Genomic DNA, 13,967 nt, shown 5'->3' on the forward strand with positions numbered 1-13,967 from the left:
TTGAAGGCAGTCATCATGGCAGGCGGCAAAGGAACGCGGCTGCGGCCGCTCACTTGCCAGCTTCCGAAACCGATGGTTCCGCTGTTGAACCGGCCTTGCATGGAATACATTATCGAGCTGCTCAAGAAGCATGGCATTACGCAAATCGGAGTGACGATGCAGTTCATGCCCGAAGTGATCCGAAGTTATTTCGGAGACGGCCGGGAGTACGGAGTCGAGCTGTTTTACTTCGAGGAAGAGTCGCCGCTCGGTACGGCCGGAAGCGTAAAAAACGCGTCGGCATTTCTCGACGAACGGTTCATCGTCATCAGCGGAGACGCGTTGACCGACTTTGACCTCAGCCGCGCGATCGAATACCACCGGAGGAAAGAAGCGCTTGCGACGATCGTGCTGACACGGGTCGACCATCCGCTCGAATACGGCGTAGTGATGACGGACGAAGACGATAAGGTCATCCGTTTCCTGGAGAAGCCGGATTGGAGCGAAGTGTTCAGCGATACGGTCAACACCGGCATTTACGTGATGGAGCCTGAAGTGCTTCAGTGGGTCGAGGAAGGCAAGGAACAGGATTTCAGCAACGATCTGTTTCCCCTCCTGATGAGACGCGGCGAGCCGCTGTACGGCTATGCGGCGGAAGGGTATTGGTCGGATATCGGCAATCTGACGCAGTACCGGCAAGCCCAGTTCGATATGCTGGACCGCAAAGTGGATGTGCGCATTCAAGCCAAGGAATGGAAGCCCGGCATTTTCGTCGGGGAACAAGTGGCGCTTCCGCCCGGGAGCGAGAAGTGGGAAGGTCCCTTATACATCGGCGACGGGACGGTGATCGAGCCGGAAGCGGCGATCGGTCCGTACTGCGTTTTCGGAACGGGCAACCGGATCGCGCGGGGCTGCGCGCTTCGCCAAGCGATTCTGTGGGACAGCAACTATCTGTCCGAAAATAACGAGCTTAGCGGCGCTACGCTGTGCAGCCGCATCCGCAGTTATCCGGAGACGGTCATCGCAGACGGCGCCGTGGTCGGCAGTCACTGTACGCTCGGTCCCAAGGCGCAAGTGCTCTCCCGCGTCAAAATATGGCCGCGCAAACGGGTACGCGAACATGCGATGCTGAGCAGCTCCGTCATCTGCGGAGACGATGCGGTGAAGCCGATGTTTGCGGACGGCACGGTGCGCGGGTACGCCAACGAAGAGATCACCCCGGATTTTGCGGTCAAGTTCGCCGGCGCTTACGGAGCCTCGCTGGCTAAAGGCAAACGGCTCGCGGTCAGCTCGTCGCCGGACGGCTTCGCCCGGCTCATCCGCTCGGTTCTCGTACCGGCGCTGCAGGCGGTCGGTGTCGATGTCATCGATGCGGGCGACAGCTGCTCTTCAGTCGCGCGCTTCGGCGTCCATACGCTGGACGTGGACGGAGGCATCCATGTACAGTGCGACAATGCGGGCGGCCGCGTCGTCTGCTGCTTGGAGTGCTTGGATGCGGCAGGTCTTCCGATCGGCAAAAGCGCCGAACGGAAAGTCGACAACGCGTTTGCTCAGGAAGATTACTCGCGCACGGAAGCGGCGAGCATCGCCGAAGTGACCGCTGCCCTCAGCATCGTCGAACGGTACGGGAAACGGATCGTCGCCGAGCTCGGCTACGCCAGCCAGATGGGGCTCAAGCTGGTTGTCTCGGTATCCGATCCGGTCGTGCGCAAGCTTGTCGGCAAGATGGCGGATGCCTTTCGCTGGGAGATTGCCTTTGTCGATCCGGGGCCCGGCGATGCCGGACTCAAAGCCGCGATAACGGAGCGGGCGGCCGATGCCGGAGTGATCTTCGAGGCAGGCGGCCAAAGCTTCAAGCTGTATGACGAAACCGGCCATCCGGTATCCCGTGAACACGTCAACGTGCTGTTATATATGTCCTATTTTCGCTGCTTCCGGGGACGCACGATCGGGGTGCCGCTCAGCGCTCCGTCGTTCCTCGATTCGGCGGCGTCCGGGTTCGGCAACCGCATCGTTCGTACGAAGCGAAGTTCGCGAGCCGTCATGGAGCCGTCAGACGGGCATCCGTTCCATCCGGTATACGATGCGCTGTTCGGTCTCGGACTGCTGGCGCGCAATGTGCTGCACAGCCGGATGAGCGTGTCGAAGCTGCTTCAGTTTTTGCCGGCTTTCTCGCTGCATCACACTTCGATCGAAGTGCCCTGGGACGAGAAGGGAAGGCTGATGAGGCTCTTGACCGAGCAGGCCAAAAACCGGCGGGCCGATTTGCTGGACGGCATTAAAGTATATGACGAGACCGGCTGGGTGCTGCTGCTGCCGGAATCCGACGAGCCGAAGTTTACGCTGATCGCTCACGGCGAGCGGGAAGACAAGGCGATGGAACTGGCCGAGCGGTATCGTCAGGAATTAATCCGACATATTCAATAGCGGGAACAGGCCGATCCGGGCGATATATGTTCCTAGAACAGAGACGAGGTGTGCGGCGAATGAATGAAATCCCGATCGAATCGAAGCAAATCGGGTTCGTCGAATACGACCGTGAGCGGTCCTGCATGATCGCACATTTTACGACCGGGGAAGTGCGTGTATACTCCGTATCCTGGGAGGAATACTCGGTTCTCGGCTCATCGGCCAATAAGTACGATTGTTTCGTACGGATGACCAGCAGCCGTCCGCAGCGGCAGCCGGCTGATCAGCCGGCTGGTGCGGAACGAAAGCAGATGCCGATCCGGCAAAGACGGTGAAGCGAGAGAGTGCCTTAGCTTGCACGAGGCAGGGCGGAACTGCCGACGTTCGTTGGGCCGTGTCCGGAAGGACACGGCTCCACGTTTCCAGGGGGGATGCAGCCGGTGAATACTTCTTAGAGAGGGTGAGCGGACGATGCCTCGCCATTTTGCCGTCGGTAACGGCAGCATGTTGATTAATTTGGACCGGTATACCCGTATCCGGGATCTCTACTATCCGTATGTCGGGCAATTGAATCATGTGGGGGGGTATCCTTGCCGAATCGGCTTGTGGGTGGACGGAACGTTCGTATGGCTGGGCGAGGAAGGCTGGAGCTGGAGCTCCGGCTATGTGCCCGACTCTCTCGTAACCCGGGTGACGGCTTATCATCCGGAGCTGGAGCTGTCGCTGGAGATCAATGACGGCGTTCATCAGCGCGACAATATTTACTTGAAGCGGATTCGCATCGACAACCGGAGCGGGGGGGAGCGGGAGATCCGGCTGTTCTTCACCCAGGATCTGGCCATTAATGAAACTGAGGTGGGCGATACAGCCGCCTATTACCCGCATAACCGGACGGTGTTTCACTACAAGAAGAACCGGTATTTTATGGCCAACGGCCATGCCGGCGGTACGGGCATCGACCAATTCTCGATGGGCGTCAAACGGTTTCATCACGCGGAAGGGACGTGGAGGGACGCCGAAGACGGCCACCTGATGGGCAACTCGATCGCTCAAGGCTCGGTGGACAGCACGATCGGCTTTCGGCTGAAGCTGGAAGCGGGCGCCTCGGACTACTGCTATTACTGGCTGTCGGTCGGGGAGTCGCTGGCCGAGGTCAAGCGGCTCGATCAATACGTTCGCGACAACGACCCGGGCAAGCTGCTCGACCGTGTGCAAATATACTGGCAGCGGTGGTCGAACAAACTGGAGCGCCAATTTGCGGACTTACCGGAAGCGGTCGTCTCGCTGTATAAGCAAAGCCTGCTGATCGTCCGCACCCAAACCGACGTGCACGGAGCGATCGTGGCCGCCAACGATACCGACATTATGAATTATAATCGCGATCACTACAGCTACATGTGGCCGCGTGACGGCGCGCTGGTCGCTTATGCGATGTCGATGGCGGGGTATCACGAGACGGTGGTTCCGTTTTACGAGTTTTGTGCGGACGTCATCGCGCCGGAAGGATACTTGCACCATAAATACAACCCGGACGGGACGGTCGGATCGAGCTGGCATCCGTTCATTGCAGGCGGTCAGCCGCGGCTGCCGATTCAGGAGGACGAAACCGCGCTGGTGCTATTCTCTTTGTGGCACATGTACCGGCAATCCGGCAATATCGAACTGTGCCAGTCTTTGTACGGTACTTTGATCCGTCAGGCGGCCAAATTTATGCGCAGTTACATCGATACCGAGCTGCGGCTTCCGAAGCCGAGCTACGATTTGTGGGAGGAACGGTACGGCATCTACACGTTCACCGCTTCGGCCGTCTACGGCGGGTTGAAGGCTGCCGCCGACTTCTGCGAATTGTTCGGCGATACGGAGCGGAGCGACCGGTACCGGCAGACCGCCGAATATATCAAGTCCGGCATTTTGCGGCATTTGTGGGATGAGGAAAGCGGCCGGTTCGCGCGCGGGTTGTACCGGCAGGACGGCACCTGGGTGAAGGATATGACGCCCGAAAGCAGCGTGTACGGCATATTCGAGTTCGGCGTGCTGCCGGCGGACGACGAGCGGGTACGAAGCACGATGAATTTCCTGAAGGATCAGTTGACGATTCAAACCGGCGTGGGAGGCATCGCCAGGTATAAAAACGATTACTACTTCCAGCGCTCCTCAGATATCGAGCGGATTCCGGGCAACCCTTGGATCATCTGCACGTTGTGGATGGCCGAGTGGGAGATTGAGTGTGCGAAGTCGATGGAGGACCTGGCATCGCCGAAGGCCACGCTGGAATGGGTGACCCGTCAGACGCTCGAGACCGGCGTACTTCCGGAGCAGCTCGATCCGTTCGACGGCAGCCCGCTGTCCGTCGCCCCGCTCACCTGGTCGCACGCCACATTCGTTCTGGCCGTTGTGAAGTATACGAACAAGGTCAAGGAGCTGGCGGAGCGCAGCAGCGTTGGCGGGAGCGATGGCGAATGCAGCGGCGGCGAGCAATAAAGAGTTGTGCTTCGTTGCCGACTGAAGCTGTTCGTGCCGTCTATGCGATTTTTCGTATACAATCGTTCGATTTGGTCGCGAAGTGATCCATTCTGTATGATTTTTCATACAAATTCATCGACTTACCTTGTGGAACGGAACATGAATGTGATTTTTCATACACAATTGTTCGAACCCATCGGTCAGCGGCTCGGCTTCCGGTTGCTAACGCCGATCCGGTCCCGTTAATTTGAAAGCTGAGCGGTAACCTTATGAGTTTTGGCGGGATCTGTTAGATATCGCGGATTTAGGCGTGTTCGCGCTTGCGGGTATGATGGAGAAGCAAGGGGAAAGTGGCATATAGAAGCGGGTCCGGTGCGAACCGGGCCTTTTTGAGCGTCCAATTGCAAACCAAGTGTCAGGTTTTTGAAGCATTCATCGTTTACTTATCGAGATCATTCTTAATTTCTGAGAGGATGTGCCTGATATGAGCAAACTGAGTTTGGTAGTCAAAGATATGACGCTGGAAATCCCGGTTCAGGATATTAACCAATCGGTGGACTGGTATGTGAATCATCTCGGATTCGAGCTGATCCCGCCCGCCAAAGGGGTGGCGGAATTAAAGCTGGCCTCAGGGATGCGAATTTGTCTATTCCGTCCGGATACGCAAAATGAGGACAGCTACTGGTATGTCAAGGATGCAGATAACTACAGGGTTCGCGCCTGTTTGCGGGTTGCGGATCTGGAGCGTCTTCATAAGGATCTGACAGCGTCCGGCGTCCGGACGAGCGAGATCGAGGGCGGCCCCGGCTGCGGCTGGACGTTCCATTTCCACGATATTAACGGGAATAAGCTGATTGCGTGGAGCGGTTATACGGAGCATCATGACTGGTACTATGAGTGAGAGAAAATGAACGGGAATGGAGTAACGGAGGGGGAAAAGTCGACTCTATTTACAGCGAAAAGGCCATTATGATAGAGTGGTAACATATTACATATCCTGATCAGTTTTGGCGAAGGAATGTTCGGCCTATTCACGTTCCCTTACCCTAAGAAAAAGGAAAGTCTAACACTTCAAAGTGATAGACTTTTCTTATCATTTAAGGGAGTTTGGTTGATAACTCTTATGGAATTGACTCTAAGTAGTGGGATTTAACAATCGGCTGATTATCTATAAAAATCTATTAGGAGGGAACAGGATAATGCGTTGTCGGTTGTATGGAGCCGGGCTTGCGCAGACTGCGGGAGAACTGGAGGGTGCATAAAGAATTGCATCACAGTTCGATAGTTCAGATTTCTTCGGAGGGTGTCTATTACAAGGAGAGCCTTCATGAACCTATAAAACGTATTTCTTTCAGGGAATGCCGGAAAAACTGGGTTGCTTATGTTAATGAATCTGATGAGTTTCATACAACGGATCTGATTGAGGATCAGACAAAGTGCGTGGGCTGGAGAGACTCTTGTCATATGCCTCCATATATCGAGCTTTTCTCGGAGCCGAGAGTACGCTTTGTTTTTAATGACAGTAACCATATATCTGTAAAAGTATGGAATAAAAGAGTTTCCCGCAAAGAAACGAAGCATTTTCTCAACCTGCAGACCAGGATTAATGAAGTCGGATGGACTACCTATGATTTGAGCTGAGCATGTGGGTATCTCATTTGGTGGGAAAGAGATTACTTTCCAAAGAAAACTTTCGAAAAGAGCTGACCCGTATGGTCCTAAACGACAACCGCAAGCTGTACAGAGAAGTATACGACATGAAGCCAAATCGGACGGAGATTGTGACCATTCCCGCCTTGCAATATATCATTCATCGGGGGATCGGGACTTTAAACGGGATCGGGCGGCCAAATAACTGTTGGGCGATCTGGAAAATCGTCAACCAACTGAAGAGGTTGACTAAGAATAATCTAGGGTATGTTTTTAAATTGATGCCCCATGAAATCGAGTGGCACGAGCAGGACGGGGACAGGTGGACATATACGGAGCTGATGCAGGTTCCCGATCTCATCGACTTTCCCTTATATGAAGAAGCGCGGGCGAATGTGGAGAAGCGGTACAAAAACGAAATCGTTCCTGGGACGGAGTTCGTCGCTAGGCAGCAGCATTTATGCGCACAGAGGCTTCATATGGGACCTTACAAGGAAACGGGACGTACGGTGGAACGAATCGTAGAAGATATTCGGGAGCAAGGGTACAAGGTAATTGGCGACCGGTATGAAATTTACGTAAATCCTCCGGAATGCCAGCCAACCCCCAATCAATGGAAGACGATCGTAAGAATGCCGGTTTCAGCTCTAAGTACAACCTAACAGGATACGTCTCCGGTCCGGCCGGCAATTTGAAGGAAGGCAACGAGGTTGCCAGGAAGATTTTGGGCGAGGGCCAAAACGAAACCAATCTAAACGAATGCTGCAGGAGGAACGCAAATGATCAAAACCGGGCTCTTATCGGTTACGTTTCGCAAATTGTCTTGGGAACAGGTGCTGCAACTTGCCACAGAAGCCGGTCTGGATGCAATTGAATGGGGAGGAGACATCCATGTTCCCCATGGCGATATCGAAAGGGCGTCGGAAGTGGGACGACGCACCCGGGAGGCAGGGCTGGAGGTCGCTTCGTACGGCTCCTATTATTGTGTAGGCAACACCGAGAAGGGCGGGCCCTTTGAAGCGGTGCTCGGTGCGGCTGTGGCGCTGCAGGCTCCTGCAATCCGGGTATGGGCGGGGGACCGCGGTTCGGACGTGTCGGATGCGTTGTGGCGGACGGGCGTGGCCGAGGATACGAGGCGGATCGCAGAGCTGGCCGCACGGGAAGGGATTTCGATCGATTTCGAATATCACCGGAATACGCTGACCGATACGGCGGAGTCGGCGGTCGCGCTGCTCCGGGATATCGACCATCCGAACGTCCGCTGCAACTGGCAGCCCCCGTGCCCGGGCGATTTCGATGCGTCCCGCCGCACCTTGGACGCCGTGCTTCCGTGGCTGGCAAATATTCATGTGTTCCACTGGCTGCCCGGACAGCGGCTGCCGTTGTCCGAAGGCCGGGCCGACTGGCGGCAGTACGTTTCCGTCATCGCAGCACAGGCCGGGAAGCATTACATGATGCTGGAATTTGTGAAGGACGACAGTCCGGAGCAGTTCCGAAGCGATGCGGAAACGTTGTTGGCGTTGCTTTGAGAGAAGCCGTCCGGGAATTGAGCCTGGACAGCTTCTTTTTGGCTCCCCCCTACGTAAGCATTCTGGAGGGAAGCTTTCCATTGACGGCTTACCTTTTGGCAGCCTGGTCCAATAAGAACTATTAGGACCACTAGCGTTGCATAAAAGCTAACATCATAAAACATCTTCTTTTATTTACTAATAATGTTAATAAATGATGCATTTTCATGGTAAACAAATAAAAAATCTCCTATTGTAAGAGTAAGGCATGTTATCCATACCTCTTACAAAGGAGATTACCCATGGATAACACTACAAACCAACCAGTTATTTGTCAATATCTTTCTCATCTACCTTTTGAGAATTTGCCCATGTATTTGTACGACTACCGAATGAAGAAGCTGAAGACAGCAGACTGTATCCGCCTTTTTGTCGCATCCTACTTGTTAGAACACGCTTCTTCTCGCGATATCGAAAAAGCGTTACGTGCCGAAGAGTCCTTGCAAGAAATGCTGAATGTCAAAAGCATGAGCCATTCTCAATTGACTCGAAGGTTGCCGACTCTTCCAACAGAGGTGCTGGAACGGCTGCTCATTCGCGTATGTGGACGTATTCGGCAATTGACGAAGGCAGAGCAGGGGCTGCCCAAATTAGGAAAACTACACATCGTGGACTCGACTTCGCTGCTTATCCCTGCAGGGCTAGGCCAGTGGGCTAAGGTTAGTAAGCATCAAACGATGGTGAAAATGCACCTTCGTCTCGTGGTTGACTCTCCTCATGTACTCGTTCCGGAAGCGATCATTCCTACAACTGGGAACGTCAACGACGGGACTGTAGTGATGGAACTGGTGGTAGCCAAGGATGTCCTGTATGTAATGGACCGGGGTTACGTGAATTACCGACATATGGATGAGTGGATTCGTCAGGAATTCCAGTACATCATTCGGATCAACGATAACCACCAGGGAAACCTTTTAGAAACGTACCCCGTTCCCCCCGGAACATCGATCGTTCGAGATGCTAAGATCTGGCTTGGTAGTAAGTTTAGATCGATGAAGAATCCGGTACGCTTGGTCGAGTACCTGGACGATAAAGGACACCTCTACCGCGTGGTCACAAATCGATATGATCTTACTGCGGAAGAGGTTGCAGCAGCATACCGGAAGCGCTGGATTATTGAGCTATTCTTCAAGTGGTTAAAACAGCGGGCTGCGCTAGTAAAACTGTACAGTTACAAGCCCCAAGCGCTTTGGAATACCATGTATCTTTGCTTGCTAGCCTATAGTTTGATGATTTTGATCAAGCTGTTGGAGATCAGTGAACAGAAAGAAAGGGAAGTATGGCGCACGCTTCAGCACTTTGCATACAAATCATGGCAGGCTTTTCAGGCAGAGTTACATCGAAAACCAACGCGAACGTCACAAGGAAGAAAAGCCTCAAAAGAAGAACCAGAACCTGAGAGCTTCTATCCGACGATCGGTGTGTACAAGCCACATAATTACCATCAATAATTAAATAATCCAATAACTGGGATAACATGACTTACCTTGTTTGAGATTACTTTTTTGGCCGATTACACGCCAAAGTGACTGTAAAAATAAGTTATTAATGTTCTTTGTTTACTAATAAATGAAAACTTAACGTTCTATGTTACTGTTTTTGCAACGCTAGTGCTATTAGGACCTCTTATTTTTCACTTACTAGGTTGCCGCCTGGAGATAGAAGCGGTTTGCACCCCTTATTTCAGCGAACTTGTCGGGAAAACGGCTCTATCAGCGGAAATAAAGGATGCAAACCGCTCTTATTTTTATCACGGGCCTGAAAATTGAGCGGATAGGGGTACAAACCACCTTTATCTGGTTCCATGCGTCGGGTGGCCTGTCTGGCCTCCCGCGTCTGCCCCACACATCGGATCGCGCCTGACTGACCTCTCGCGTCTGTTCCCGCACATCAGGTCCCGCCCGACGTACCTCCCGCAGCTGTCCCCTCACATCGATTCCCGCCCGACGATCCTCCCGCAAATGAAGATTCGTACGCAAGCCGCTCCGCTCCCACAACAACGCCTTAATGCGAATCGCGCACCTTAACGCGATCCGCCGCCATGTCGAGCGCCGCGCGCCTTACCCGGCAGACGCCGCTTGCTCGTGCCACAGCTCCCGGTACATCCCCGGCTGCGACAGCAGATCGGCATGGCGGCCTATTTGCACGATCCGCCCATCGCACAGCACGATCACCTCGTCCGACCGCTGCGCGATATCGAGACGATGCGTAATGAAGATCAGGGTAGCCCCCTGCATCGTCCGGATCATCCGCTCCAGCAGCCGGCGTTCGGTGCCGGGATCGAGCGCGGAAGTCGCTTCATCGAGGATCAGGATCGCGGGCTTGCGAAGCAGCGCTCTCGCGATGCTGATCCGCTGCCGCTCTCCGCCGGACAGCTGCAACGCTTGCTCGCCAACCGGTGTCCGCAGCCCTTCGGGCAGGCGGGAGAGCCACTCCTCCAGCTCTGCGGTGCGGATAGCCTCCTGCAGAGCGGCTGCGCCGGTTTCTTCGCTGCCATAGACGATATTGTCCGCGATCGTCCCGCTTCGAAGCATTACATCCTGCGTGACACCCAAGATATGACGTCTCAGCCAATCCGAATCCAGTGAAGCGAGAGATAGGCCGTTCAGCCGGATCTCCCCCGATTCCGGCGTTTGCAGCCGAAGCAGCAGATCCGCAAGCGTCGATTTGCCGGACCCCCGAGGACCGACGATCGACACGATGGAACCGGGCGCAGCGCGAAAGCTTATATCTTCAAGCGTCGGCTTGCCGTCATAGCGAAACGCAAGCCGCTTTACCTCCAGCGCAACAGGCCCTTGCGGCACAAGGCCCGGCGGCGCCTCCTCCGCTGTAAAGGCAATCTCCTTGACCCGTCCCACGGAAGGCCATACTTTCACGACAGCCATCACCATCTCGATCATCGAGATGCCGAACGGCCGCAGCCAATTATAGACCGCGATAAAAGCGATCAGCGCTCCGACGGTGATCTGTCCGTGCAGCGCAAGCTGGCCGCCGGCTGCGTACATCAGAACGAGGATGCATGCGTTCAACGAGGCATGGAGAATACGGATGCGGTGGTCGGCGAGAACCGTTCGCCGGGTATGTTCCCATTCCCGATTCAGAGCCTTCCGCACGTCTGCCATCGCCCGCTGTTCCAGCCCGGAAGCTTTGAGGAACGCGGCTCCGGATACGATTTCCCGCAGCTTATCGGAGACGAGCGACTGGTGGCGTGCCGTTTCCGCCGCTTTTCGCTTCACCTGCCGGCTTAGCACGGTCACCAGAATGGCTAGTCCCGCCCATAGCGTCAGTACGAGGGCCGCAAGGCCGGGGGCGATCCCGAATAAAATCGCCGACCCGGAAACGATGGTTACGATATGAAACAGCATGAAGCCCAGGTGTCCGTCCACGATATCCCCGATCGAACGGGTATCGTCCAGCAGGCGGGTCAGCAAATCGCCGGTCTGGTATCCGCGTATTCGGTCCATCGGTTGGCGAATAATGCCGTGAAACAAGTCCGCACGTCCACGGGAGGCCAACCGGAGTATAAACCTTCCCCATACGACCTCCATAACGACCAGCAAACTTCCAACGATCGGTGCGGCTACCATCGCCGCAGTGACGATTAACAGCAGATTCCAATTGTGTTCAGGCAGCACACGCTCCAGCACGTATTTCGTTAGGAGCGGGGGGATCATGTACAGCAGGCCGCCGATTACATTTTTCATCACGATCAGCAGCAGATTCCGCCAATAGGGCAGCAGGTGCTTCCTGGCATATGCCGCAGTGCCGGACATGTTATCGGACGACGGGGGCAAGCCTATGCTCATGCCGGACACCTCCTTCAGCTTTGGCTTCGGCAGCGGGCTCTGTCTCCGCGCTCCCATCTTCGCCGTCGCTCTGCTCCAGCTCTTCCCGCCACAGCTTGGCATACAGTCCTTGAAGGCGGAGAAGCTGTTCATGCGAGCCTTGCTCCACCAATTGTCCCCGGTCCAGCACGAGTATCCGATCGGCAAGTGCCGCTCCCCGCAGACGGTGTGTGACGCTGACCCTCGTAATGCCGGCCGCATGAAGGTCGAGCGCCCGGTAGACGAGGGATTCGCTAATCGGGTCGAGCGAGGAGGTCGCTTCGTCCAGCAGCAGGATGTCGGGCTGCTTGATCATCGTGCGCACGAGACTCATCAGCTGCCGCTGACCGCCGGAGAGCCGTCCGCCGTTCTGGCCGATATCCGTATCGTAGCCGGCTTCAAGCCCTGCCACGATCGAGTCTGCGCCGAACGCCCGAATCCATCTGTCCAGCGTATCGTGATCCGTTTCGCCCAAGTAGGTTAAATTGTTGTACAAGCTATCCTTGAACCAGGTCCCTTCCTGCATGACGTAACCGATCCGGCTTCGCAGAAGGGATGCGTCCAGCTCGCAAATCGCGAAGCCGCCGATGCGGATATGACCCGCTGTGGGCTCCTGCAGCCGTAGCAGCAGTCTCAGCAGCGTGCTTTTCCCGGCGCCGGTCGGCCCGACGATTGCGATACGTTCGCCGGGGGCGACCGTGAAGCTTACATTGCGCAGCAAATCGCCGCGGTCTGCCGTAACGGATACGCCCGAGAACGAGACCGGCAGGTGCCGGCAGCCGGGAAGCCGCAGCAAGCCGTCCTGCAAGCCGGGTTCCACAGGCAAGCGCAAATAGTCCAATAATCCATGAATCCGCACCTTGATATCGGCAAAACTGACATATAATCCAAAAAATGAACGTACTGGAGCGTTAATCGCCGGAATATAGGCGATAATCGTGACGAGCTGGCCGACGGAAGCTTGTCCGTGGATCATCTGCCACCCGGCAAACAGGAAGATAAGAGCCGGCGCCAAGGAATCGGGAATACGCGGAAACATCCGGTACACGTTGTCGAGTATGCCTTCCTGGTATTTCAAATCCCCCCATCGCTCCTGTTCGGCCAAGACGGCTTCATGCTCCTTGCGCTCGGTTCCGTACAGCTTGATTTGCTTGATCGTCTCCAGTTTCTCCAGCAAGTTATGCCTGAGGCGGGCTTCGTGAATCACAAGTTGTTGTCTGGCGGCGCCTCGCTTCTTGCCATAGACGTGAACCGGGATGAATAAAAGGAAGTAGGCGGCTAGCAATACGACTGCGAGCGGCCAGTTCCAACTGGCGATAACCCCCACTGCCACACCGGCGAGTATGAGCTCCTGAACGAAGCCGGGCAAGGTGGACAGGCCGAATTGCTGAACGGCTTTCGTATCTTGGATGCAGCGCTGAAGCAGCTCGCCCCGCGGCGTACTTGTGAAAAAGCCGGACGATGCGCGCAGCACGGCAGCCAATGTTTCTCCGGTCAGCTGGTAGGACAGCCGAATCATCGTTTTCGATGAGACGTAAGCGCGCAGTGTCACGCTAAGCTCGGTCACCAGCAAGGTACCCAGCAGGAGGAGGGAGAGCACGGACGACCCTTCCCCGCTGTACAGGGTAACCCGGTCGATAATCCGTCCGATCAGCAGCGGAGCCGCCGCTCCGCATACGGCCGCTGTCACCGTCAACAGCGTTACGAGCAGAAGCGCTCCTTTGGAACGGCCAAACTGTTTGACGAAGAAGCGCAGCCAGTCCGGAATGTGAAACAAACGATCGATCACCTGCCCGAGAAGAAAGTGAACTAATCGTAGCACTGCAGATTTTGAAGGGTCAAACGGTAAAAACAAATGTTCGCGTTTTACGATTGTCCGTGGGGAATGGGGACGGCGGCATTTTCTGAAAACGGGCGCTCCCGGTTGCTCCGAATAGCTCGAGTTTACTCAAAAAACGAGGATATAGCCGATTGCCTGACGGGTTGCGGATTTTGCCCCAGAACCAATCTCGAAGATCATTTCCGCGTTCCGTCCGGCCGGAATGCATTCTTTATACAGGACTCATTGTAAAGT

The 13,967-nt window shown here is 55.3% G+C and carries 10 protein-coding genes; 8 read left to right on the forward strand and 2 right to left on the reverse strand.

The genetic code is table 11. From position 1 onward, the window contains the following. From PV433_RS05780 to PV433_RS05815, 8 genes are all read left to right on the forward strand, one after another. Positions 1–2,406, forward strand: coding sequence for a sugar phosphate nucleotidyltransferase (locus PV433_RS05780; RefSeq protein ID WP_332071233.1), 2,406 nt, complete (start codon positions 1–3; stop codon positions 2,404–2,406). Positions 2,407–2,465: 59 nt separating this feature from the next. Further along, complete coding sequence (locus PV433_RS05785) at positions 2,466–2,723, forward strand: hypothetical protein (RefSeq protein ID WP_332071234.1); 258 nt, start codon at positions 2,466–2,468, stop codon at positions 2,721–2,723. Between the two features lie 136 nt (positions 2,724–2,859). Next, positions 2,860–4,869 (forward strand): glycoside hydrolase family 15 protein, encoded by a 2,010-nt coding sequence (locus PV433_RS05790; protein ID WP_332071235.1) that lies wholly within the window; start codon positions 2,860–2,862, stop codon positions 4,867–4,869. A 466-nt stretch (positions 4,870–5,335) separates the two neighbouring features. Next, complete coding sequence (locus PV433_RS05795; protein WP_332071236.1) at positions 5,336–5,752, forward strand: VOC family protein; 417 nt, start codon at positions 5,336–5,338, stop codon at positions 5,750–5,752. 353 nt (positions 5,753–6,105) lie between these two features. Beyond that, positions 6,106–6,492, forward strand: a complete 387-nt coding sequence (locus tag PV433_RS05800) for a hypothetical protein (RefSeq protein WP_332071237.1) — start codon at positions 6,106–6,108, stop codon at positions 6,490–6,492. A gap of 71 nt (positions 6,493–6,563) precedes the next feature. Beyond that, positions 6,564–7,163, forward strand: a complete 600-nt coding sequence (locus PV433_RS05805) for a GyrI-like domain-containing protein (RefSeq protein ID WP_332071238.1) — start codon at positions 6,564–6,566, stop codon at positions 7,161–7,163. 117 nt (positions 7,164–7,280) lie between these two features. Then, positions 7,281–8,030 carry a sugar phosphate isomerase/epimerase family protein gene (locus PV433_RS05810; protein WP_332071239.1) on the forward strand — a complete coding sequence of 250 codons (750 nt, stop codon included), beginning with the start codon at positions 7,281–7,283 and terminating at the stop codon, positions 8,028–8,030. A gap of 281 nt (positions 8,031–8,311) precedes the next feature. Next, positions 8,312–9,520, forward strand: a complete 1,209-nt coding sequence (locus PV433_RS05815) for an IS4 family transposase (protein ID WP_332071240.1) — start codon at positions 8,312–8,314, stop codon at positions 9,518–9,520. Positions 9,521–10,129: 609 nt separating this feature from the next. On the opposite strand, the gene PV433_RS05820 is transcribed toward PV433_RS05815, so the two are convergent. After that, complete coding sequence (locus PV433_RS05820; RefSeq protein ID WP_332071241.1) at positions 10,130–11,875, reverse strand: ABC transporter ATP-binding protein; 1,746 nt, start codon at positions 11,873–11,875, stop codon at positions 10,130–10,132. After that, on the reverse strand, positions 11,844–13,670 hold the full coding sequence (locus PV433_RS05825) for an ABC transporter ATP-binding protein (RefSeq protein ID WP_332071242.1): 1,827 nt from the start codon (positions 13,668–13,670) through the stop codon (positions 11,844–11,846). Before PV433_RS05825 ends, PV433_RS05820 begins: the two co-directional genes overlap by 32 nt. Positions 13,671–13,967: the final 297 nt, after the last annotated feature.

This window comes from Paenibacillus sp. GYB004, from assembly GCF_036577605.1.
GTDB classification, from domain to species: Bacteria; Bacillota; Bacilli; order Paenibacillales; family NBRC-103111; genus Paenibacillus_AB; species Paenibacillus_AB oceani.

Coding starts and splice junctions, on each gene's coding strand:
- PV433_RS05785 (WP_332071234.1), top strand. CDS start 2,466: ATGAATGAAATCCCGATCGAATCGAAGCAAATCGGGTTCGTCGAATAC.
- PV433_RS05790 (WP_332071235.1), top strand. CDS start 2,860: ATGCCTCGCCATTTTGCCGTCGGTAACGGCAGCATGTTGATTAATTTG.
- PV433_RS05795 (WP_332071236.1), top strand. CDS start 5,336: ATGAGCAAACTGAGTTTGGTAGTCAAAGATATGACGCTGGAAATCCCG.
- PV433_RS05805 (WP_332071238.1), top strand. CDS start 6,564: ATGGTCCTAAACGACAACCGCAAGCTGTACAGAGAAGTATACGACATG.
- PV433_RS05810 (WP_332071239.1), top strand. CDS start 7,281: ATGATCAAAACCGGGCTCTTATCGGTTACGTTTCGCAAATTGTCTTGG.
- PV433_RS05815 (WP_332071240.1), top strand. CDS start 8,312: ATGGATAACACTACAAACCAACCAGTTATTTGTCAATATCTTTCTCAT.
- PV433_RS05820 (WP_332071241.1), bottom strand. CDS start 11,875: ATGAGCATAGGCTTGCCCCCGTCGTCCGATAACATGTCCGGCACTGCG.